General features: G+C 66.9%; 13 protein-coding genes. 3 read left to right on the forward strand and 10 right to left on the reverse strand.

Annotated features, from left to right (window positions below; genetic code table 11):
- Positions 1-6: 6 nt before the first annotated feature.
- Together rfbA and rfbC are read left to right on the forward strand one after the other, a co-directional pair.
- Positions 7-882 (forward strand): glucose-1-phosphate thymidylyltransferase RfbA, encoded by an 876-nt coding sequence (gene rfbA / locus ACE1OC_RS16840; protein WP_266955893.1) that lies wholly within the window; start codon positions 7-9, stop codon positions 880-882.
- A complete protein-coding gene (rfbC, locus tag ACE1OC_RS16845; RefSeq protein WP_266955895.1) occupies positions 879-1,478 on the forward strand; it encodes a dTDP-4-dehydrorhamnose 3,5-epimerase in 600 nt (199 codons plus the stop codon). Before rfbA ends, rfbC begins: the two co-directional genes overlap by 4 nt.
- Positions 1,479-1,681: 203 nt before the next feature.
- Here the strand turns inward: rfbC and tuf are convergent, their stop codons facing one another.
- From tuf to ACE1OC_RS16870, 5 genes are all read right to left on the reverse strand, one after another.
- Entirely contained in the window at positions 1,682-2,875 is a 1,194-nt protein-coding gene (gene tuf / locus ACE1OC_RS16850) for an elongation factor Tu (protein WP_407837694.1), read from the reverse strand.
- Positions 2,876-3,023: 148 nt separating this feature from the next.
- Complete coding sequence (gene fusA, locus ACE1OC_RS16855; protein ID WP_407837695.1) at positions 3,024-5,153, reverse strand: elongation factor G; 2,130 nt, start codon at positions 5,151-5,153, stop codon at positions 3,024-3,026.
- Between the two features lie 39 nt (positions 5,154-5,192).
- Positions 5,193-5,663, reverse strand: a complete 471-nt coding sequence (gene rpsG, locus ACE1OC_RS16860) for a 30S ribosomal protein S7 (RefSeq protein ID WP_215023410.1) — start codon at positions 5,661-5,663, stop codon at positions 5,193-5,195.
- Positions 5,664-5,666: 3 nt separating this feature from the next.
- Entirely contained in the window at positions 5,667-6,038 is a 372-nt protein-coding gene (gene rpsL / locus ACE1OC_RS16865) for a 30S ribosomal protein S12 (protein ID WP_007265893.1), read from the reverse strand.
- A gap of 381 nt (positions 6,039-6,419) precedes the next feature.
- Positions 6,420-6,674: a hypothetical protein gene (locus ACE1OC_RS16870; RefSeq protein ID WP_407837696.1), complete on the reverse strand. Its 255-nt coding sequence runs from the start codon at positions 6,672-6,674 to the stop codon at positions 6,420-6,422.
- Between the two features lie 220 nt (positions 6,675-6,894).
- On the opposite strand from ACE1OC_RS16870, the gene ACE1OC_RS16875 reads away from it, so the two are divergent.
- Positions 6,895-9,351 (forward strand): YfhO family protein, encoded by a 2,457-nt coding sequence (locus ACE1OC_RS16875; RefSeq protein WP_407837697.1) that lies wholly within the window; start codon positions 6,895-6,897, stop codon positions 9,349-9,351.
- A gap of 95 nt (positions 9,352-9,446) precedes the next feature.
- On the opposite strand, the gene ACE1OC_RS16880 is transcribed toward ACE1OC_RS16875, so the two are convergent.
- From ACE1OC_RS16880 to ACE1OC_RS16900, 5 genes are all read right to left on the reverse strand, one after another.
- Positions 9,447-13,346, reverse strand: a complete 3,900-nt coding sequence (locus ACE1OC_RS16880; protein ID WP_243333344.1) for a DNA-directed RNA polymerase subunit beta' — start codon at positions 13,344-13,346, stop codon at positions 9,447-9,449.
- 97 nt (positions 13,347-13,443) lie between these two features.
- Positions 13,444-16,926: a DNA-directed RNA polymerase subunit beta gene (rpoB, locus tag ACE1OC_RS16885; RefSeq protein ID WP_266880605.1), complete on the reverse strand. Its 3,483-nt coding sequence runs from the start codon at positions 16,924-16,926 to the stop codon at positions 13,444-13,446.
- 587 nt (positions 16,927-17,513) lie between these two features.
- On the reverse strand, positions 17,514-17,897 hold the full coding sequence (rplL, locus tag ACE1OC_RS16890) for a 50S ribosomal protein L7/L12 (RefSeq protein ID WP_254387397.1): 384 nt from the start codon (positions 17,895-17,897) through the stop codon (positions 17,514-17,516).
- A gap of 110 nt (positions 17,898-18,007) precedes the next feature.
- Positions 18,008-18,538 carry a 50S ribosomal protein L10 gene (gene rplJ / locus ACE1OC_RS16895; protein ID WP_254387398.1) on the reverse strand — a complete coding sequence of 177 codons (531 nt, stop codon included), beginning with the start codon at positions 18,536-18,538 and terminating at the stop codon, positions 18,008-18,010.
- Positions 18,539-18,821: 283 nt separating this feature from the next.
- Complete coding sequence (locus ACE1OC_RS16900; protein WP_407837698.1) at positions 18,822-19,700, reverse strand: LppX_LprAFG lipoprotein; 879 nt, start codon at positions 19,698-19,700, stop codon at positions 18,822-18,824.
- Positions 19,701-19,729: the final 29 nt, after the last annotated feature.

The following is a 19,729-nucleotide window of genomic DNA, read 5'->3' on the forward strand; positions in this document are numbered from 1 at the left end:
GTGCTCATGCGTGGAATTCTCTTGGCCGGCGGCACCGGATCCCGACTCTGGCCGCTGACGCGGGCAGTGTCGAAGCAGCTGCTGCCCGTCTTCGACAAGCCGATGATCTACTACCCGCTCTCGACGCTGGTCATGGCCGGGATCAGCGAGATCCTCGTCATCACCACCCCGGAGGACCGCGACCAGTTCGAGCGCCTGCTCGGCGACGGTTCGCAGTTCGGCATCCGGCTGGAGTACGCCGTCCAGGAGCGCCCCGAGGGCATCGCCCAGGCCTTCGTGCTCGGCGCCGACTTCATCGGCGACGACTCCGTCGCCCTGATCCTCGGCGACAACATCTTCCACGGCAGCGGCCTCGGCACCCGCCTGGCGGAGCACACCGACTCCAAGGGCGGCCGGGTCTTCGCGTACCCGGTGGCGGACCCGACGGCGTACGGCGTGGTCGAGTTCGACGAGAACGGCCAGGCCATCTCCATCGAGGAGAAGCCGGCCCAGCCCAAGTCCCGTTACGCCGTGCCCGGCCTGTACTTCTACGACAACCGCGTCGTGGAGATCGCCCGCGGCCTGAAGCCCAGCGCCCGCGGCGAGCTGGAGATCACCGCCGTCAACGACGCGTACCTCCAGGCCGGTGAGCTGAATGTCACCATCCTCGACCGCGGTACCGCCTGGCTGGACACCGGCACCTTCGTCTCGATGGTGCAGGCCTCGGAGTTCGTGCGCGTGATCGAGGAGCGCCAGGGCTTCAAGATCGGCTGCATCGAGGAAGCCGCCTGGCGTGCGGGTCTCATCGACTCCGCGCAGCTGCGCGCACTGGCCGAACCGCTGGTCAAGAGCGGCTACGGCGACTACCTGATCGGTCTGCTGGAAGAGGAGGCCGCACGATGAAGTTCCGCGAACTCTCCATCGAGGGCGTTTTCGAGATAACGCCCCAGCAGCACGGTGACCCGCGCGGCATGTTCATGGAGTGGTACCGCTTCGACCACCTCGCCGAGGTCGTCGGGCACCCGCTGAACCTGGCGCAGGCCAACCTCTCGGTCTCCCAGCGCGGCGTGGTCCGCGGCATCCACTTCGCCGACGTCCCGCGCGGCCAGGCCAAGTACGTCACCTGCGTGCGCGGCGCCGTGCTGGACATCATCGTGGACATCCGGGTCGGCTCCCCGACCTTCGGCCGCTGGGAGGGCGTCCGGCTGGACGACGTGGACCGCCGCGCCGTCTACCTCCCCGAGGGCATGGGCCACGGCTTCTGCGCGCTCACCGACGACGCCACCCTGTCCTACCTCTGCTCGGAGACGTACAACCCGACGGGCGAGCACTCGGTCCACCCGCTCGACCCCGACCTGGGCATCGACTGGCCGGCCGACGTCCCGCTGCTGTCCGCCCGTGACGACGCGGCCCCCTCGCTGGCCGACGCCGCCGCGTCCGGCCTGCTGCCGGACTACGCCGCCTGCATGGAGTTCACGGAGTCCCTGCGGGTGAAGTGACCGCCGCGCACGGAGCGCCGTACGCGAAGAGGGCCGTACCCCCGGGGGTGCGGCCCTCTTCGCATGCCCGGCCGCGGCGCGCAGGCTCGTAGCGCGGGCCCCGTACGACGAAGGGCCCCTTCCCCGTCGCGTGAACGACGGGGAAGGGGCCCTCCTGTCAAACATGGTGCCCGCGTCAGCGAGCTACCAGGTCAGAACACGAATTACTTCGTGATCTTGGTGACCTGGCCGGCGCCCACGGTACGACCACCCTCACGGATGGCGAACTTGAGGCCCTCCTCCATGGCGACCGGCTGGATCAGCGCGACCGTCATCTCGGTGTTGTCGCCCGGCATGACCATCTCCGTGCCGGCCGGCAGGGTGACAACACCCGTGACGTCGGTGGTACGGAAGTAGAACTGCGGACGGTAGTTGTTGAAGAAGGGGGTGTGACGGCCACCCTCGTCCTTCGACAGGATGTAGGCCTGGGCCTCGAACTCGGTGTGCGGGGTGACCGAACCGGGCTTGATGATGACCTGGCCGCGCTCGACGTCCTCGCGCTTGATGCCACGGAGGAGCAGACCGACGTTCTCGCCCGCCTGGCCCTCGTCGAGCAGCTTGCGGAACATCTCGATACCGGTGACCGTGGTGGTGGTCTTGGTCTCCTTGATACCGATGATGTCGACGGTCTCGTTGACCTTCAGGACACCACGCTCGATACGGCCGGTGACGACGGTACCGCGACCGGTGATCGTGAAGACGTCCTCGACGGGCATGAGGAACGGCAGCTCGGTGTCACGCGGCGGGGTCGGGATGGCCTCGTCGACGGCGGTCATGAGGCCGAGAAGCTTCTCGCCCCACTCCTTGTCGCCCTCGAGCGCCTTGAGCGCCGAGACGCGGACGACCGGAAGGTCGTCGCCCGGGAACTCGTAGTCGGAGAGGAGCTCACGAACCTCGAGCTCGACGAGCTCCAGGATCTCCTCGTCGTCCACCATGTCGGCCTTGTTCAGGGCGACGACGATGTACGGAACGCCGACCTGGCGGGCCAGGAGCACGTGCTCCTTGGTCTGCGGCATCGGGCCGTCGGTGGCGGCGACCACGAGGATCGCGCCGTCCATCTGCGCGGCACCGGTGATCATGTTCTTGATGTAGTCCGCGTGACCCGGGCAGTCGACGTGGGCGTAGTGACGCGCCTCGGTCTGGTACTCGACGTGCGCGATGGAGATGGTGATACCGCGCTGGCGCTCTTCGGGAGCCTTGTCGATCTGGTCGAAGGCCGAGGCCTCGTTCAGGTCCGGGTACGCGTCGTGCAGCACCTTGGTAATGGCGGCCGTGAGGGTCGTCTTACCGTGGTCAATGTGACCGATGGTGCCGATGTTGACGTGCGGCTTAGTCCGCTCGAACTTCGCCTTCGCCACGGGGTCCTCCTGGAGAGTGGTTCTGTACGCCTTACTCATCGGCGCCAGGTGATCTTTGCTGGAAAGCCGGTTCCCCGGGGCAACGGGAGGGTTACTCCTGTTGCCCCAGAGGCTCCGGTGACAAGCCTAAAGCGTGTACTCGGAAGAGTTACTCGCCCTTGGCCTTCGCGATGATCTCCTCAGCGACGTTCCGGGGAACCTCGGCGTAGGAGTCGAACTGCATCGAGTAGCTGGCGCGACCCGAGGTCTTGCTGCGGAGGTCTCCGACGTAGCCGAACATCTCCGAGAGGGGCACGAGGCCCTTCACGAGGCGAGCGCCGTGACGCTCCTCCATGGCCTGGATCTGGCCACGGCGGGAGTTGATGTCACCGATGACGTCACCCATGGACTCCTCCGGCGTGGTGACCTCGACGGCCATCATCGGCTCGAGGAGCACGGGAGAAGCCTTGCGCGCGGCCTCCTTGAAGGCCTGCGAACCGGCGATCTTGAAGGCGAGCTCGGAGGAGTCGACCTCGTGGTAGCCACCGTCGAGAAGGATGACGCGAACGCCGGTCATCTCGTAGCCGGCGAGGATGCCGAACTTCATGGCTTCCTGCGCACCCGCGTCGACCGAGGGGATGTACTCCCTCGGGATGCGGCCACCGGTGACCTTGTTCACGAACTCGTACGCCGGACCGTCGGCCTCGAGGATCGGCTCGATCGCGATCTGCACCTTGGCGAACTGACCGGTACCACCGGTCTGCTTCTTGTGGGTGTAGTCGTGACGCTCCACCGTCTGGCGGATCGTCTCGCGGTAAGCGACCTGCGGCTTGCCGACGTTGGCCTCGACCTTGAACTCGCGCTTCATACGGTCGACCAGCACCTCGAGGTGCAGCTCGCCCATACCACCGAGGATGGTCTGGCCGGTCTCTTCGTCCGAGTGAACGTGGAAGGAGGGGTCCTCCTCCGCGAGAGACTGGATGGCGACACCCAGCTTCTCCTGGTCACCCTTGGACTTGGGCTCGATGGCGACCTGAATGACCGGGGCCGGGAAGTCCATGGACTCCAGGATGACCGGGTTCTTGTCGTCACACAGCGTCTCACCGGTGGTGGTCTGCTTCAGGCCCATGACGGCGACGATGTCACCGGCGCCCACCGCTTCGATCTCCTCACGCTTGTTCGCGTGCATGCGGTAGATCTTGCCGATGCGCTCCTTCTTGCCCTTGACGGAGTTCAGCACCGAGGTGCCGGCCTCCAGGCGGCCCGAGTAAACCCGGACGAAGGTGAGCTTACCGAGGTGCGGGTCGCGCATGATCTTGAACGCGAGCGCCGCGAGGGGCTCGTCGTCCGAGGGCTTGCGCTTCACGACGACCTCGGCGTCCCGGACGTCGTGGCCTTCGATGGCCTCGATGTCCAGGGGCGACGGGAGGTAGCGGACGACGGCGTCGAGCAGGGGCTGAACGCCCTTGTTCTTGAACGCCGTGCCACAGAACACCGCGGTGACGGTGGCACCCTTGTCGCCCTTGGAGCCGATGATGATGCGACGCACAGCGGCGTGCAGCTGCTCGACGGTGGGCTCGACGCCCTCCAGGAACAGCTCCATGATCTGGTCGTCGTTCTCGGCGACGGTCTCGACGAGCTTCGCACGCCACTCTTCAGCGGCTTCGGTGTGCGTGGCCGGGATGTCGACGATGTCGTACATCTCGCCCTTGGTCGCCTCGGCGGACCAGACGAACGCCTTCATGGTGACCAGGTCGACAACGCCCTGGAAGTCCATCTCGGCACCGATGGGGAGCTGCATGACGATCGGAACCGCACCGAGGCGGTCCTTGATCATGTCGACGCAGCGGTGGAACTCGGCGCCGGTGCGGTCGAGCTTGTTGACGAAGCAGATGCGCGGCACGCCGTAGCGGTCCGCCTGACGCCAAACGGTCTCGGACTGCGGCTCGACGCCGGCCACACCGTCGAACACGGTGACGGCGCCGTCGAGGACGCGGAGCGAACGCTCCACCTCGACGGTGAAGTCGACGTGACCCGGGGTGTCGATGATGTTGATGGTGTGGTCAACATCTTCGAGCGGCCAGTGGCAGGTGGTAGCGGCAGACGTGATGGTGATACCACGCTCCTGCTCCTGCTCCATCCAGTCCATCGTGGCAGCGCCGTCGTGGACCTCACCGATCTTGTAAGACACACCGGTGTAGAACAGGATGCGCTCGGTGGTGGTCGTCTTGCCCGCGTCGATGTGAGCCATGATGCCGATGTTGCGCACCTTGGCCAGGTCAAGCGAAGTGGTAGCCATATCGGCTCAGTCTTCTCTCGGTCTCGATGTGGGTTCGGACTACCAGCGGTAGTGCGCGAAGGCCTTGTTGGACTCGGCCATCTTGTGCGTGTCTTCGCGCTTCTTGACAGCAGCGCCAAGACCGTTGGAGGCGTCGAGCAGCTCGTTCATGAGGCGCTCGGTCATCGTCTTCTCGCGGCGGGCGCGGGAGTAACCCACGAGCCAGCGCAGCGCGAGGGTCGACTGACGACCCGGCTTGACCTCGATCGGCACCTGGTAGGTGGCGCCACCGACACGGCGGGACTTGACCTCGAGCGACGGCTTGACGTTCTCCAGCGCGCGCTTCAGCGTGATGACCGGGTCGTTGCCGGTCTTCTCGCGGAGGCCTTCCATGGCGCCGTAAACGATGCGCTCGGCGGTGGAGCGCTTGCCGTTCAGGAGGATCTTGTTGATGAGCGACGTCACCAGAGGAGATGCGTAGACCGGGTCGATGATGACCGGGCGCTTCGGGGCGGGGCCCTTACGAGGCATTTTTTACTTCTCCTTCTTGGCGCCGTAGCGGCTGCGGGCCTGCTTGCGGTTCTTGACAGCCTGGGTGTCAAGCGCACCGCGGATGATCTTGTAACGAACACCCGGCAGGTCCTTCACACGGCCACCACGCACGAGCACGATCGAGTGCTCCTGCAGGTTGTGTCCCTCACCCGGAATGTAAGCGGTGACCTCGATGCCAGAGGTCAGACGCACACGCGCGACCTTACGCAGCGCCGAGTTCGGCTTCTTCGGGGTGGTCGTGAACACTCGCGTGCAGACGCCGCGACGCTGGGGCGAAGCCTCAAGCGCGGGGGTCTTTGTCTTCTCGACCTTGTCCTGCCGGCCCTTACGGACCAGCTGCTGGATCGTAGGCACTACTTCTCCGGTTTCTGTGTGCCGTGTAGTGAAGCTAACCTGGAACATTTGCCGACCCACGCGGTCGGGTGTGTCGGATCCGGCGGACCTCCACGCAAGCGTGGAAACGCATGAATCGCGGTGGCTGATACGGCTCAAGTGCGGTTGATGGACACGCACAGGAGCCCAGGCACACCCCAGGCACAAGGTCTGAGCGTACCCACCGCATCCACTCCGGTCAAAACAAAAGCCCCAGCACCGGCAGCCCGAAGGGCCCTCCGGCCAGTCGCCACAAGGCCGAGGCCGGGATGCAGTCCCTCCGACGTGCGGCCGTGGTGCAGGTGTGCTAAGCGGAGGCCGCCACACCTCCCCGCCGACGGCGGCTCCCGGTCGGGCGCGGGGTCAGGCCTTGGGCCACTCGGGGTACGGGGCGGCGTGCAGGGCGTTGAAGAGGGACCTGTACACCGCCTCGTCCTCGGGCGACCCCTGAGGAGCAGCCGGACGGTCTCCGCCCCGCCCCTCGCGCACCGCGAGCTCCAGAGGGGTGCGCCGGGCCGCGTTCCGGGCGTCCGCCTCGGCTCCCCCTGCGAGCAGTCGTGCCACGGCCGCCGCGTCGCCGCCCTGCGCCGCCTTCGCCGGCTGGTCCGGTATGTCCATGCCCAGATGAACCGGCCCGGCCTGATGCCCGGGCCGGTTCCGGGCCGATCTCGCCGGATCTCACGCGGATCCCGCACGGATGGCCGTCCTGCTGCCCGGCGTACAGGCCGTACGGCCCGCTTGGACGCCCGGCGAGCCCCCGTGGCCGACCTAGACTGGCGAGTCGGACAAAACCTCCGACAGCAGCACTCGACCAGCAGGGAGCAGAGCATTGGGGACCGTGGCCGAGGAGCCCGCCAAGCACAGCAGTCCACTCCCCGGAGAGGACCGGCCGGCGCCGCGCCGCGCCGGCCGGTTCTACGCCCCCCTGCTCGCCTTCCTCATCGCCTCGGGCGCCTTCTGCGCCTCCTGGGCCGCCCGGGGCACCTTCCCCTTCGGCACCACGGGCCGGGCCGTCAACGACCAGGCCAACCAGTACGTCCCGTTCCACCGTGCCCTGTGGGACCTGGTCCACGGCCAGGCCGCCGGGGACCTCCTCTTCACCTGGCGCGGCGGCTTCGGACAGCAGTTCCTGTCCGACTACTACACCTACCTCGGCAACCCCTTCTCCTGGCTGGCCGTCCTCGTCCCCCGCGCCCACGTGGACCTCGCCGTCTTCATGATCACCCCGATCACGATGGGCACCGCCGCCGCCCTGATGGCCGTCTACCTGGGCAAGCTGCAGCCCGGCCCGTGGTGGCAGCGGGGCGTCCTGGGAGCCGTCTACGGCCTGTGCGGCTGGGCGCTCAGCGACGCCTCGTACATCCCCATGTGGATGTGGGGCCTGGTCGCGCTCCCGCTCCTGGGCATCGCCGTCGAATGGTGCCTGGAGGAACGCCGCTGGCCGGGCGTGGCGCTGCTGGTCGCGCTCGCCTGGTTCGGGAACTTCTACACCGCGATGATGGCGACGATGGCCGCCTGCGTGCTGCTCGCCGTCCGCCTGATCGTCCTCGACATGACCGGAGCCCAGCGGCTGCGCGCCGTGTGGCGGGCCGCGACGGCCGCCGCGACCGGCATCCTGCTCACGCTCCCCCTCCTCCTGCCCTCGTTCCTCTCCAGCGGAGCCGCCCAGCCCACCAAGGCGGCCGCCTTCGATCCCGTCCGGATCGAGATCTTCCTGACCGGCATGCTCCCCGGCACCTACCTGTGGGGCGGCCGGCCCCGGCTGTACGTGGCCTCGCTCGGCCTGATCCTGGCGGGGTCCTTCCTCCTCAACACGGCCGTCGCCCGCCGGACCCGCCTGGTGTGGGCGGCGGCGACCCTGCTCGTCGTCCTCTCCTTCCAGTTCCCGCCCACCCAGTACGTGTGGCACGGACTGGCGGTGCCGAACGGCAATCCCTACCGCGAGGCCTTCGTCTTCAGCGGCATGGTGGTGGTCGTCGCCTGGCTCTCGCTGGCCAACCGGCCGCGCCCGCTGCACCTGGCGCTGAGCGCCGCCCTGCTGGTCGCCGCGACCTTCGTGCTGCGCCACACCAACGACTTCGGCGGCACCACCTGGCCGGCCGTCCTGGGCGGCGGCGCGGTGTCGCTCCTCGCCCTGGTCCTGCTGGCGCTGGGCGAGAAGCGCCGGGTACTGATCCCCGTGGCCGCCGTCCTCATGGTCGGCGTCGTCTTCGCCGAATCCACCGCCGCCGCGGTCAACGCGGACGCCCGCCGCGCCCGCGAACGCTGGGCGAAGCCGATCGCCACGTCCAGCCAGTCGATCACGAACCACCTCGAGGCCGTCCGCTCGGTCGACGGCTGGCCCGCGTACCGGACCGACTCGGGCGCCCCGCAGACCTCGTACAACGACGCGCTCTCGCTCCAGGCCGAGGGCCCGCAGTACTACAGCAGCTACCTCCCCGAGAGCACGTACAAGGCCCTCGAACCCCTCGGCTACGGCTACAAGAACGACGGCCGGACCATCTTCGGCGCCAGCAATCCCGTCCTGGACGCGATCTTCTCGATCGGCGCCCGCGCCGAACCGGGTCCGCAGAAGAACAGCTGGACGGCCCGCACCTTCCCCACCCCGCCCCTGGTCACCGTCCGCAGCGCCCCGTACTCCTCCCCCAATCCGCCGGCCAGCGTCTACGCCCGCCAGGAGCAGGTCCTCGGCGCCACCGTCTACCGGGTCCCGCCCGTCACCCGGGGCGGCAGCGCCACGCAGCAGACGTACGCCGCCCGGTGCGAGCCCGGCTCCGAGGCCTTCTGGTACTCCCCCCAGCTGTACGGAACCCTCACCTCCGGCGGCAGCACAAGGCCCCTGGAGGACCGGATGACCGGGGTCGTGAGCCTCGGCGAGGTCCCCGCGTCCGGCACCGTCGACGTCACCGTGGACACCCGCACCCGCGACGCCACCGCCGGCGAGCACCCCGTCGGCTGCCTGGACCGGGCCGCGCTCGCCCAGGCGGTCGGCCGCCTCACCGTCACGGGCGCCACCGAGGTCCGCGCGGGCGGCCACACCATCGAGGCCACCCTCCCGAAGGCGGCCTCCGGCACCGCCGTCTTCGCCATGACCGACGTCCCCGGCTGGCAGTGCTCCGCCCCGGTGAAGAGCTTCCACGGCCTGGTCTCCCTGGACATCACGCCGGGCACGGACAAGGTCTCCTGCACCTTCACCCCCAAGGGCCTCACCCCCGGCCTGGCCGGCGCCACCCTCGCCCTCCTGGCCCTCACCTCGGTCACGGTGGCGGGCCTACGCCGCCGCCGACGGGCCTGATCCGGACCGGGTCTGATCCACGACGTGAAGAAGCCCCCTGCCTCTCCTCTCGGAGCGGCGGGGGGCTTCTTCGTACTGCCTACTGCTTAGCGACCTCAGCCGTTGTACGGGCCGTAGTCGTAGTCCTCCAGCGGGACGGCCTGGCCGGAGCCGGTGCCGAAGGGCGAGTAGTCGATGTCGTCGTAGCCGACGGCCGAGTACATCGCGGCCTTGGCTTCCTCGGTCGGCTCGACCCGGATGTTGCGGTAGCGGGCGAGGCCCGTACCGGCCGGGATGAGCTTACCGATGATGACGTTCTCCTTGAGGCCGATCAGGGAGTCGGACTTGGCGTTGATCGCCGCGTCCGTCAGAACCCTGGTCGTCTCCTGGAAGGACGCCGCCGACAGCCAGGACTCGGTCGCGAGCGAGGCCTTGGTGATACCCATCAGCTGCGGACGGCCGGAGGCGGGGTGACCGCCCTCGGTGACCACACGACGGTTCTCGGTCTCGAACTTCGACCGCTCGACCAGCTCGCCCGGCAGGAGCTCCGCGTCGCCGGACTCGATGATCGTCACGCGGCGCAGCATCTGCCGGATGATGATCTCGATGTGCTTGTCGTGGATCGACACGCCCTGCGAGTTGTAGACCTTCTGGACTTCGCCGACCAGGTGGACCTGGACCGCACGCTGGCCGAGGATGCGCAGCACGTCGTGCGGGTTGGTGGCACCCATGGTCAGCTTCTGGCCGACCTCGACGTGGTCGCCCTCGCCGACGATGACCTTGGCGCGCTTGGAGATCGGGAAGGCCGTCTCCTCGCTGCCGTCGTCGGGCGTGATGACGATCTTCTTCGTCTTCTCGGTCTCCTCGATCCGCACGCGGCCGGCGGCCTCGGAGATCGGGGCGACACCCTTCGGGGTACGGGCCTCGAAGAGCTCGACGACACGCGGCAGACCCTGCGTGATGTCGTCACCGGCCACACCACCGGTGTGGAAGGTACGCATCGTCAGCTGGGTACCGGGCTCACCGATGGACTGGGCGGCGATGATGCCGACCGCCTCACCGATGTCGACCAGCTTGCCGGTGGCGAGCGAGCGTCCGTAGCAGAAGGCACAGGTGCCGACCGCGGACTCACAGGTCAGGACCGAGCGGGTCTTGACCTCCTCGACGCCGTTGGCGACCAGGGCGTCGATGAGCACGTCACCGAGGTCGACGTTGGCCGGCGCGATGACCTTGCCGTCGATGACGACGTCCTCGGCCAGCATGCGGGCGTAGATCGAGGTCTCGACGTCGTCGGCCTTGCGCAGCACGCCGTCCTCGCCGCGAACGGCGATCTTCAGCTTCAGGCCGCGCTCGGTGCCGCAGTCCTCCTCGCGGATGATGACGTCCTGCGAGACGTCCACCAGACGACGGGTGAGGTAACCCGAGTCGGCGGTACGCAGGGCGGTGTCCGCCAGACCCTTACGGGCACCGTGCGTGGAGATGAAGTACTCCAGAACGGTGAGGCCCTCACGGAAGGACGCCTTGATCGGACGCGGGATGGTCTCGTTCTTCGCGTTCGACACCAGACCACGCATACCGGCGATCTGTCGCATCTGCATCATGTTTCCTCGGGCACCCGAGTCAACCATCATGAAGATGGGGTTCGTCTTGGGGAAGTTCGCGTTCATCGCCTCGGCAACCTCGTTGGTCGCCTTGGTCCAGATCGCGATGAGCTCCTGCGTGCGCTCGTCCTTGGTGATCAGACCGCGCTCGTACTGCTTCTGGACCTTCTCGTCCAGCTCCTCGTAGCCCTTGACGATGGCCTTCTTGGCCTCGGGCACGACGACGTCGGAGATGGCCACGGTGACGCCCGAACGGGTCGCCCAGTGGAAGCCGGCCGCCTTCAGGTTGTCGAGCGTCGCCGCCACGATCACCTTGGGGTAGCGCTCCGCCAGGTCGTTGACGATCTCGGAGAGCTGCTTCTTGCCCACCGAGTAGTCGACGAACGGGTAGTCCTCGGGCAGCAGCTCGTTGAAGAGCGCGCGACCCAGGGTCGTCTTCAGACGGAAGCTGTCGCCCGGCTGGAACTCCTGCTCGCCCTCTTCGGCGATCGGGGCCACCCAGCCGCGCGGCGGGATGGTGCCCACCGGGAAGCGGATGTCGACGGCCGACTGGAGAGCCAGCTCACCGTTGTCGAACGCCATGGTCGCCTCGGCGGTCGAGCCGAACGCACGGCCCTCGCCCTTGACGTCGCGGAGCTCGCCGTCGGTGGTGAGGAAGAACAGACCCAGCACCATGTCCTGGGTCGGCATGGTGACGGGACGACCGTCTGCCGGCTTCAGGATGTTGTTCGAGGACAGCATCAGGATGCGGGCCTCGGCCTGCGCCTCTGCCGAAAGCGGCAGGTGCACGGCCATCTGGTCACCGTCGAAGTCCGCGTTGAACGCGGTGCAGACGAGCGGGTGGATCTGGATGGCCTTGCCTTCGACCAGCTGGGGCTCGAAGGCCTGGATGCCGAGGCGGTGCAGCGTGGGCGCACGGTTCAGGAGAACCGGGTGCTCGGCGATGACCTCTTCGAGCACGTCGTAGACGACCGTGCGGCCGCGCTCGACCATGCGCTTCGCCGACTTGATGTTCTGCGCGTGGTTCAGGTCGACCAGGCGCTTCATCACGAACGGCTTGAAGAGCTCCAGCGCCATGGCCTTGGGCAGACCACACTGGTGCAGCTTCAGCTGCGGACCGACGACGATCACGGAACGCGCGGAGTAGTCCACGCGCTTGCCGAGGAGGTTCTGACGGAATCGACCCTGCTTGCCCTTCAGCATGTCGCTGAGGGACTTCAGGGGACGGTTGCCGGGACCGGTGACCGGGCGACCACGACGACCGTTGTCGAAGAGGGCGTCGACGGCCTCCTGAAGCATGCGCTTCTCGTTGTTCACGATGATCTCGGGGGCACCGAGGTCGAGAAGGCGCTTCAGACGGTTGTTGCGGTTGATCACGCGGCGGTACAGGTCGTTCAGGTCGGAGGTCGCGAAGCGGCCACCGTCCAGCTGCACCATCGGACGCAGGTCCGGCGGGATCACCGGCACGCAGTCCAGAACCATGCCCTTGGGCTTGTTGCTGGTCTGCAGGAACGCGGAGACGACCTTGAGGCGCTTGAGCGCACGGGTCTTCTTCTGGCCCTTGCCGGTACGGATGATCTCGCGGAGGCGCTCGGCCTCTTCGTCGAGGTCGAAGGACTCCAGACGCTTCTGGAGCGCCGCGGCGCCCATGCAGCCGTCGAAGTACGTACCGAAGCGGTCGCGCAGCTCGCGGTAGAGCAGCTCGTCGCCCTCGAGGTCCTGGACCTTGAGGTTCTTGAAGCGGGCCCACACCTCGTCGAGGCGGTCGATCTCGCGCTGGGCGCGGTCACGGAGCTGCTTCATCTCGCGCTCGGCACCTTCGCGCACCTTGCGGCGTACGTCGGCCTTCGCGCCCTCGGCCTCGAGCTCGGCCAGGTCGGTCTCGAGCTTCTTGGCACGGCCTTCGAGGTCCGAGTCGCGTCGGTTCTCGATCTGCTGGCGCTCGACGGAGACGTGCGCCTCCAGGGACGGGAGGTCGCGGGTGCGGCGCTCGTCGTCCACGAACGTGATCATGTACGCGGCGAAGTAGATGACCTTCTCGAGGTCCTTCGGCGCGAGGTCCAGCAGGTATCCGAGGCGCGACGGGACGCCCTTGAAGTACCAGATGTGGGTGACGGGAGCGGCAAGCTCGATGTGGCCCATCCGCTCGCGACGCACCTTGGCGCGCGTGACTTCGACGCCACAACGCTCACAGATGATGCCCTTGAAGCGGACACGCTTGTACTTACCGCAGTAGCACTCCCAGTCCCGGGTCGGACCGAAGATCTTCTCGCAGAAGAGTCCGTCCTTCTCGGGCTTGAGGGTGCGGTAGTTGATGGTCTCCGGCTTCTTGACCTCGCCGTGGGACCAGGTTCGGATGTCGTCCGCGGTGGCAAGGCCGATCCGCAGCTCGTCGAAGAAGTTGACGTCGAGCACTGTGCGTCAATCCCTCTTTCGGGGTCGAGTCTCAATCATGGTCTGAACGGTCCCGGGGATGACGGGGGGCTCTTGAGCGAGCCCCCCGTCAGGCCCGTCAGACCTCTTCGACGCTGCTCGGCTCACGCCGGGACAGGTCGATACCGAGCTCCTCCGCCGCGCGGAAGACGTCCTCGTCGGTGTCGCGCATCTCGATGGACATGCCGTCCGAGGACAGCACCTCCACGTTGAGGCAGAGCGACTGCATTTCCTTGATGAGCACCTTGAAGGACTCGGGAATGCCCGGCTCGGGGATGTTCTCGCCCTTGACGATGGCCTCGTAGACCTTCACGCGGCCGGTCACGTCATCGGACTTGATGGTCAGGAGCTCCTGGAGGGCGTAAGCGGCGCCATAAGCCTCGAGCGCCCACACCTCCATCTCACCGAAGCGCTGGCCACCGAACTGCGCCTTACCACCCAGCGGCTGCTGCGTGATCATCGAGTACGGACCGGTCGACCGAGCGTGGAGCTTGTCGTCGACCAGGTGGTGGAGCTTCAGGATGTACATGTAGCCGACCGAGACCGGCTCCGGGAACGGCTCGCCGGAGCGGCCGTCGAACAGACGCGCCTTGCCGGACGGGAGGACCAGGCGGTCGCCGTCGCGGTTCGGGATCGTGTGCTCGAACAGGCCGGAGATCTCGTCCTCACGGGCACCGTCGAACACCGGGGTGGCGACGTTGGTGCCGGGCTCGACGCGGTCGGCGCCGATGACCTTCAGTCGCTCGGCCCACTCCTCCGCGAGGCCGGAGACGTCCCAGCCGCGGCTGGCGAGCCAGCCGAGGTGGATCTCCAGGACCTGTCCCGGGTTCATTCGGGACGGGACACCCAGCGGGTTCAGGATGATGTCGACCGGCGTGCCGTCCTCAAGGAAGGGCATGTCCTCGATCGGAAGGATCTTGGAGATGACACCCTTGTTGCCGTGGCGGCCGGCGAGCTTGTCACCGTCGGTGATCTTGCGCTTCTGGGCGACGTAGACGCGGACCAGCTGGTTCACGCCCGGGGGAAGCTCGTCGCCCTCCTCGCGGTCGAAGACGCGGACACCGATGACCTTGCCGATCTCACCGTGAGGAACCTTGAGCGAGGTGTCACGCACCTCGCGGGCCTTCTCACCGAAGATCGCGCGGAGCAGGCGCTCTTCCGGGGTCAGCTCGGTCTCGCCCTTGGGCGTGACCTTTCCGACCAGGATGTCGCCGGCGACGACGTCCGCACCGATGCGGATGATGCCGCGCTCGTCGAGGTCCGCCAGGACCTCCTCGGAGACGTTCGGGATGTCCCGGGTGATCTCCTCGGGGCCCAGCTTGGTGTCACGGGCGTCGACCTCGTGCTCCTCGATGTGAATCGAGGAGAGGACGTCGTCCTGTACGAGGCGCTGCGACAGGATGATCGCGTCCTCGTAGTTGTGACCTTCCCAGGGCATGAACGCGACGAGCAGGTTCTTGCCGAGGGCCATTTCGCCCTCTTCGGTCGCAGGACCGTCGGCGAGGACCTGGGACTCGATGATCCGGTCACCCTCGTTGACGATGACCTTCTGGTTGACCGAGGTGCCCTGGTTCGAGCGGGAGAACTTGGCGACGCGGTACGTGGTGTACGTGCCGTCGTCGTTGGCGACGGTGATGTAGTCGGCCGAGACCTCCTGGACGACACCGTCCTTCTCCGCACGGATCGAGTCACCGGCGTCGACCGCACAGCGGTACTCCATGCCGGTGCCGACGAGCGGCGCCTCCGCCTTGATGAGCGGAACGGCCTGGCGCATCATGTTCGCGCCCATGAGGGCACGGTTGGCGTCGTCGTGCTCCAGGAAGGGGATCATCGCGGTGGCGACGGACACCATCTGGCGCGGGGAGACGTCCATGTAGTCGACGTCGTCGCCGGCGATGTAGTCGATCTCGCCGCCACGACGGCGAACCAGCACACGGTTCTCCGTGAAGCGCATCTCGTCGGACAGGCCGGCGTTGGCCTGGGCGATGACGAAGCGGTCTTCCTCGTCGGCCGTCAGGTAGTCGACCTCGTCGGTGACGACACCGTCGATGACCTTGCGGTACGGGGTCTCGACGAAACCGAACGCGTTGACGCGACCGTAGGACGCGAGCGAGCCGATCAGACCGATGTTCGGGCCTTCAGGGGTCTCGATCGGGCACATGCGGCCGTAGTGCGACGGGTGAACGTCTCGGACCTCGAAGCCGGCCCGCTCACGGGACAGACCACCGGGACCAAGCGCCGACAGACGGCGCTTGTGGGTGAGACCCGACAGCGGGTTGTTCTGGTCCATGAACTGCGACAGCTGGCTGGTGCCGAAGAACTCCTTGATGGAGGCGACGACCGGCCGGATGTTGATCAGGGTCTGCGGCGTGATCGCCTCGACGTCCTGGGTCGTCATCCGCTCGCGGACGACGCGCTCCATACGAGCCAGACCCGTACGGACCTGGTTCTGGATGAGCTCGCCGACGTTGCGCAGACGACGGTTGCCGAAGTGGTCGATGTCGTCGGTCTCGACGACGATCGAACGACCCGACTCACCGACGGTCTCGGTCTCACCGGCGTGCAGCTTGACCAGGTACTTGATGGTCGCGATGACGTCGTCGGTGGTGAGCACGCCGGCGTCCAGCGGCTCGTCGGCGCCGAGCTTCTTGTTCACCTTGTAGCGGCCGACCTTCGCGAGGTCGTAGCGCTTCGGGTTGAAGTAGAGGTTCTCGAGCAGCGTCTGAGCGGCTTCGCGGGTCGGCGGTTCGCCGGGACGCAGCTTGCGGTAGATGTCGAGCAGCGCGTCGTCCTGGCCCTGGGTGTGGTCCTTCTCCAGGGTGGCGCGCATGGACTCGTACTCGCCGAACTCCTCGAGGATCTGCTCGGTGGTCCAGCCGAGAGCCTTCAGGAGGACGGTGACGGACTGCTTGCGCTTGCGGTCGATGCGAACACCGACCATGTCGCGCTTGTCGATCTCCATCTCGAGCCAGGCACCCCGGGAAGGGATGATCTTGGCGGCGAAGATGTCCTTGTCGGACGTCTTGTCGATGGAGGAGTCGAAGTAGACACCGGGGGAACGGACGAGCTGCGACACGACGACACGCTCGGTGCCGTTGATGACGAAGGTGCCCTTGTTGGTCATGAGCGGGAAATCGCCCATGAAGACCGTCTGAGACTTGATCTCTCCGGTCTCGTTGTTCGTGAACTCGGCAGTGACGAAAAGCGGCGCCGCGTACGTGAAGTCGCGGTCCTTGCACTCGTCGACCGAGTTCTTCGCCGGCTCGAAACGGTGGTCGCGGAACGTCAGCGACATCGACCCGGAGAAGTCCTCGATCGGCGAGATCTCCTCGAAGATCTCTTCCAGACCGGACTTGGTGGGAACGTCCTGTCCGCTCTCAAGCGCCGACTCGACGCGAGACTTCCAGGCGGCGTTGCCGAGCAGCCAGTCAAAGCTCTCGGTCTGCAGCGCCAGGAGGTTCGGAACCTCGAGGGGCTCCTTGATCTTTGCAAAGGAGATGCGCAGCGGGGCGGTGCTGGCACCGTTGTTCGTATTGGTCGAGGCGTTGCGCGAGGCGGCCAAGAGGGGGTCCTTCCGAGGGCTCGGACTCACTACGCGCGTACCGGTCCCAGCTGACACAGAAGACAAGCGCCCCCCATCTGGTCAAAGGACCAGCTCAGGGCCGTTCAATCAAGTGTGCTCATGCGTGGGCATGCCCCTGGCGACGGGCAGGGGGCAGCTAACAGGCAGCGCAAAGGGTCAGTGTAGCCACTAGGCTCACTGATGTCCAGACCAGGTTTCCGGAAACCGGCAACAGGCCTTCCCCATGTCGTTTCAACTGCGTCCAACGGTTCGGCTCTCGCATACAGAGCGCGTAACAGTACTGCCCTCTTCGTAGTCGATCCATGCCCGATGCGGGCCCGATCCATGCCTCGGATCTCGGATCGAGTCTGCCGATCTCGCGACGGATCTGAGAATTGCGCGCCGCGTCCCGTTCGTCAAGGCCCCCTGCTCCGAGCGGATCATCGAGCGACCCTGCCGCAGAGCAACGAAGATCACCCTACTCCCCAACGAGACGGGGGCAAATCAGGCACTCCGGGTACGCCAAAGGGCGACCACCCTTACGGGTGATCGCCCTTGGTTGGAGCCTCAGAGAGGCCCCAGAGGTGTTACTTGACGGTCACAGACGCGCCGGCAGCCTTGAGGGACTCGGCAGCCTTGTCAGCGGCCTCCTTGGCGACCTTCTCGAGGATCGGCTTCGGAGCGCCGTCGACGAGGTCCTTGGCCTCCTTGAGGCCCAGGGAGGTGAGCTCGCGCACGACCTTGATGACCTGGATCTTCTTGTCACCGGCGCCGTCGAGGATGACGTCGAACTCGTCCTGCTCCTCGGCGGCCTCAGCGGCAGCGCCACCGGCGGCGGGGGCGGCAACGGCGACGGCCGCAGCGGCGGTGACGTCGAACTTCTCCTCGAACGCCTTCACGAACTCGGAGAGCTCGATGAGGGTGAGCTCCTCGAACTGGGCGAGGAGTTCGTCCTGGGTGAGCTTCGCCATGATGGGCGATCCTTCCACTAAATCGGCAGGTGCCGGATGTATAGAGAGGCGGGCGTAACGGCCCGCTGCGACCCGCGCACTAGGCGGCGCGGATCAATGCGCGAGCCGAATTACTCGGCACCGCCCTGCTCGGCGAGCTTGACGCGAAGCGCTTCCGCAGTGCGGACGAACTTCGACGGCAGCGCCTGGAAGAGCGAGGCAGCCTGAGACTGCTTGCCCTTGAACGCGCCGGCCAGCTTGCTGAGCAGAACCTCGCGGGACTCGAGGTCCGCAAGCTTCTTGATGTCATCGGCGGAGAGCGCCTTACCATCAAGGACACCCGCCTTGATGATCAGGTTGGGGTTTTCCTTGGCGAAGTCACGCAGGCTCTTCGCCGACTCCACCGGGTCACCGGTGATGAAGGCGACCGCGGTCGGACCAGCGAAGTGCTCGTCCAGCGCGGTGATCCCGGCCTGGTTGGCCGCAATCTTGGTCAGCGTGTTCTTCACCACGGCGTACTGGGCGTTCTCACCGAGAGAACGACGCAGCGTCTTGAGCTGCGCAACGGTGAGACCCCGGTACTCGGTCAGCACGGCGGCGTTCGAGCTCTGGAACGCGTCCGTGAGCTCGGCTACCGCGGCAGCCTTGTTGGGCGTCGGCATAGTGCTTCGGCCTCCTTCCGGGTGATGAGGACCGCTCAGAAGGGGCATAAACGCGAAACGCCCCGGCGCAGGCGCCAGGGCGTAGCTCAACCGGAAACGAGTTCCGGGAACTTTCCTTGAACACCTGCGCAGGACGTCCGCAGTTAGCGGATCCTTCGGCCACCGCCCCCTTGCGAGCACGGCAACGACCAGCGGTCTTTGGCTTCTCCGGAAGAGTACGGGACCGGTGCCGCGCAGAGCAAATCGGTCACCCGACGGCCCCGCGCGGCCCGGAAATCCCAGGTCAGCCCTGTTCCTGCCCAGCGCCCTTCATCATCTCGGCGAGGTCCATGACCTGGTCGGCGGGCGGCGCGGCCACCTCGACCGGCTGGTTGTAGTCCAGGAACTTGATGGTCGTGTCCACCGGGCCCTTGGCCGCTTCGCCGCGGGTGCGGACCTGCTTGGGGCGGTCCGACTCGTCGATCCACATGTCCAGGGTCAGGTTCTTGACGCCCTGCGCCTCCAGGGCCGTGACGGACTGCTCCCGGCGCTTCTTGGCCTCGGGAGCCTCGGAGGCCGCCGCGGCCCGCAGCTCGTCGAGGGAGACCGTGCCGCTGAGGTGCTTGGTCTTCACCCCGTCGACGGTCTCCTCGCCGACGAACTTGAGGTCCTTGGCCTTGAGCAGCTCGCCCGCCCGGTCACCGGGGTTCTCGCCGCTCTTGTTCGCCGTGCCGCCGGCGCTGTTCAGCTTCTCCGCCATGGACGGGTCCAGGCTCTTCATGTCGAACTTGATCCACTTGCCCTCGGCGCCGATGAACATCGCCTCGTCGACGAGGCGGATCTCGGCAGCCTGCCCGCCCTCGCCCGAGGTGGTCATCTTCATCGACATCGCCACGGACGGCTTGATCCGCATGGAGACGTCACCGGAGAACTGTTCGCCCTCCGCGGTGCCCGCCATCGAGTAGCGCAGGGAGGTGAGCTCCTCCGACTTCACCTTGACCTTCTCCAGGTAGGCGGCCGGGACCACCTCCACCGCGCCCTTGCCGGCGCCCTGGCCGGCCCCTGCCTTCCCCGTGTCGCCCTTCTGCCCGCTCTCGCACGCCGTGGCCCCACCCACGAGCAGTACGGCGGCCAGCGCGGCCCCAGCGGTCTTCGTACGGCTGTTGTTTCGGTTCGCGAACAAGAGTCCCCACCCCTGATGTGATCGTTTGA

Source organism: Streptomyces stoeckheimensis (assembly GCF_045822005.1).
Taxonomy (GTDB): Bacteria; Actinomycetota; Actinomycetes; order Streptomycetales; family Streptomycetaceae; genus Streptomyces; species Streptomyces stoeckheimensis.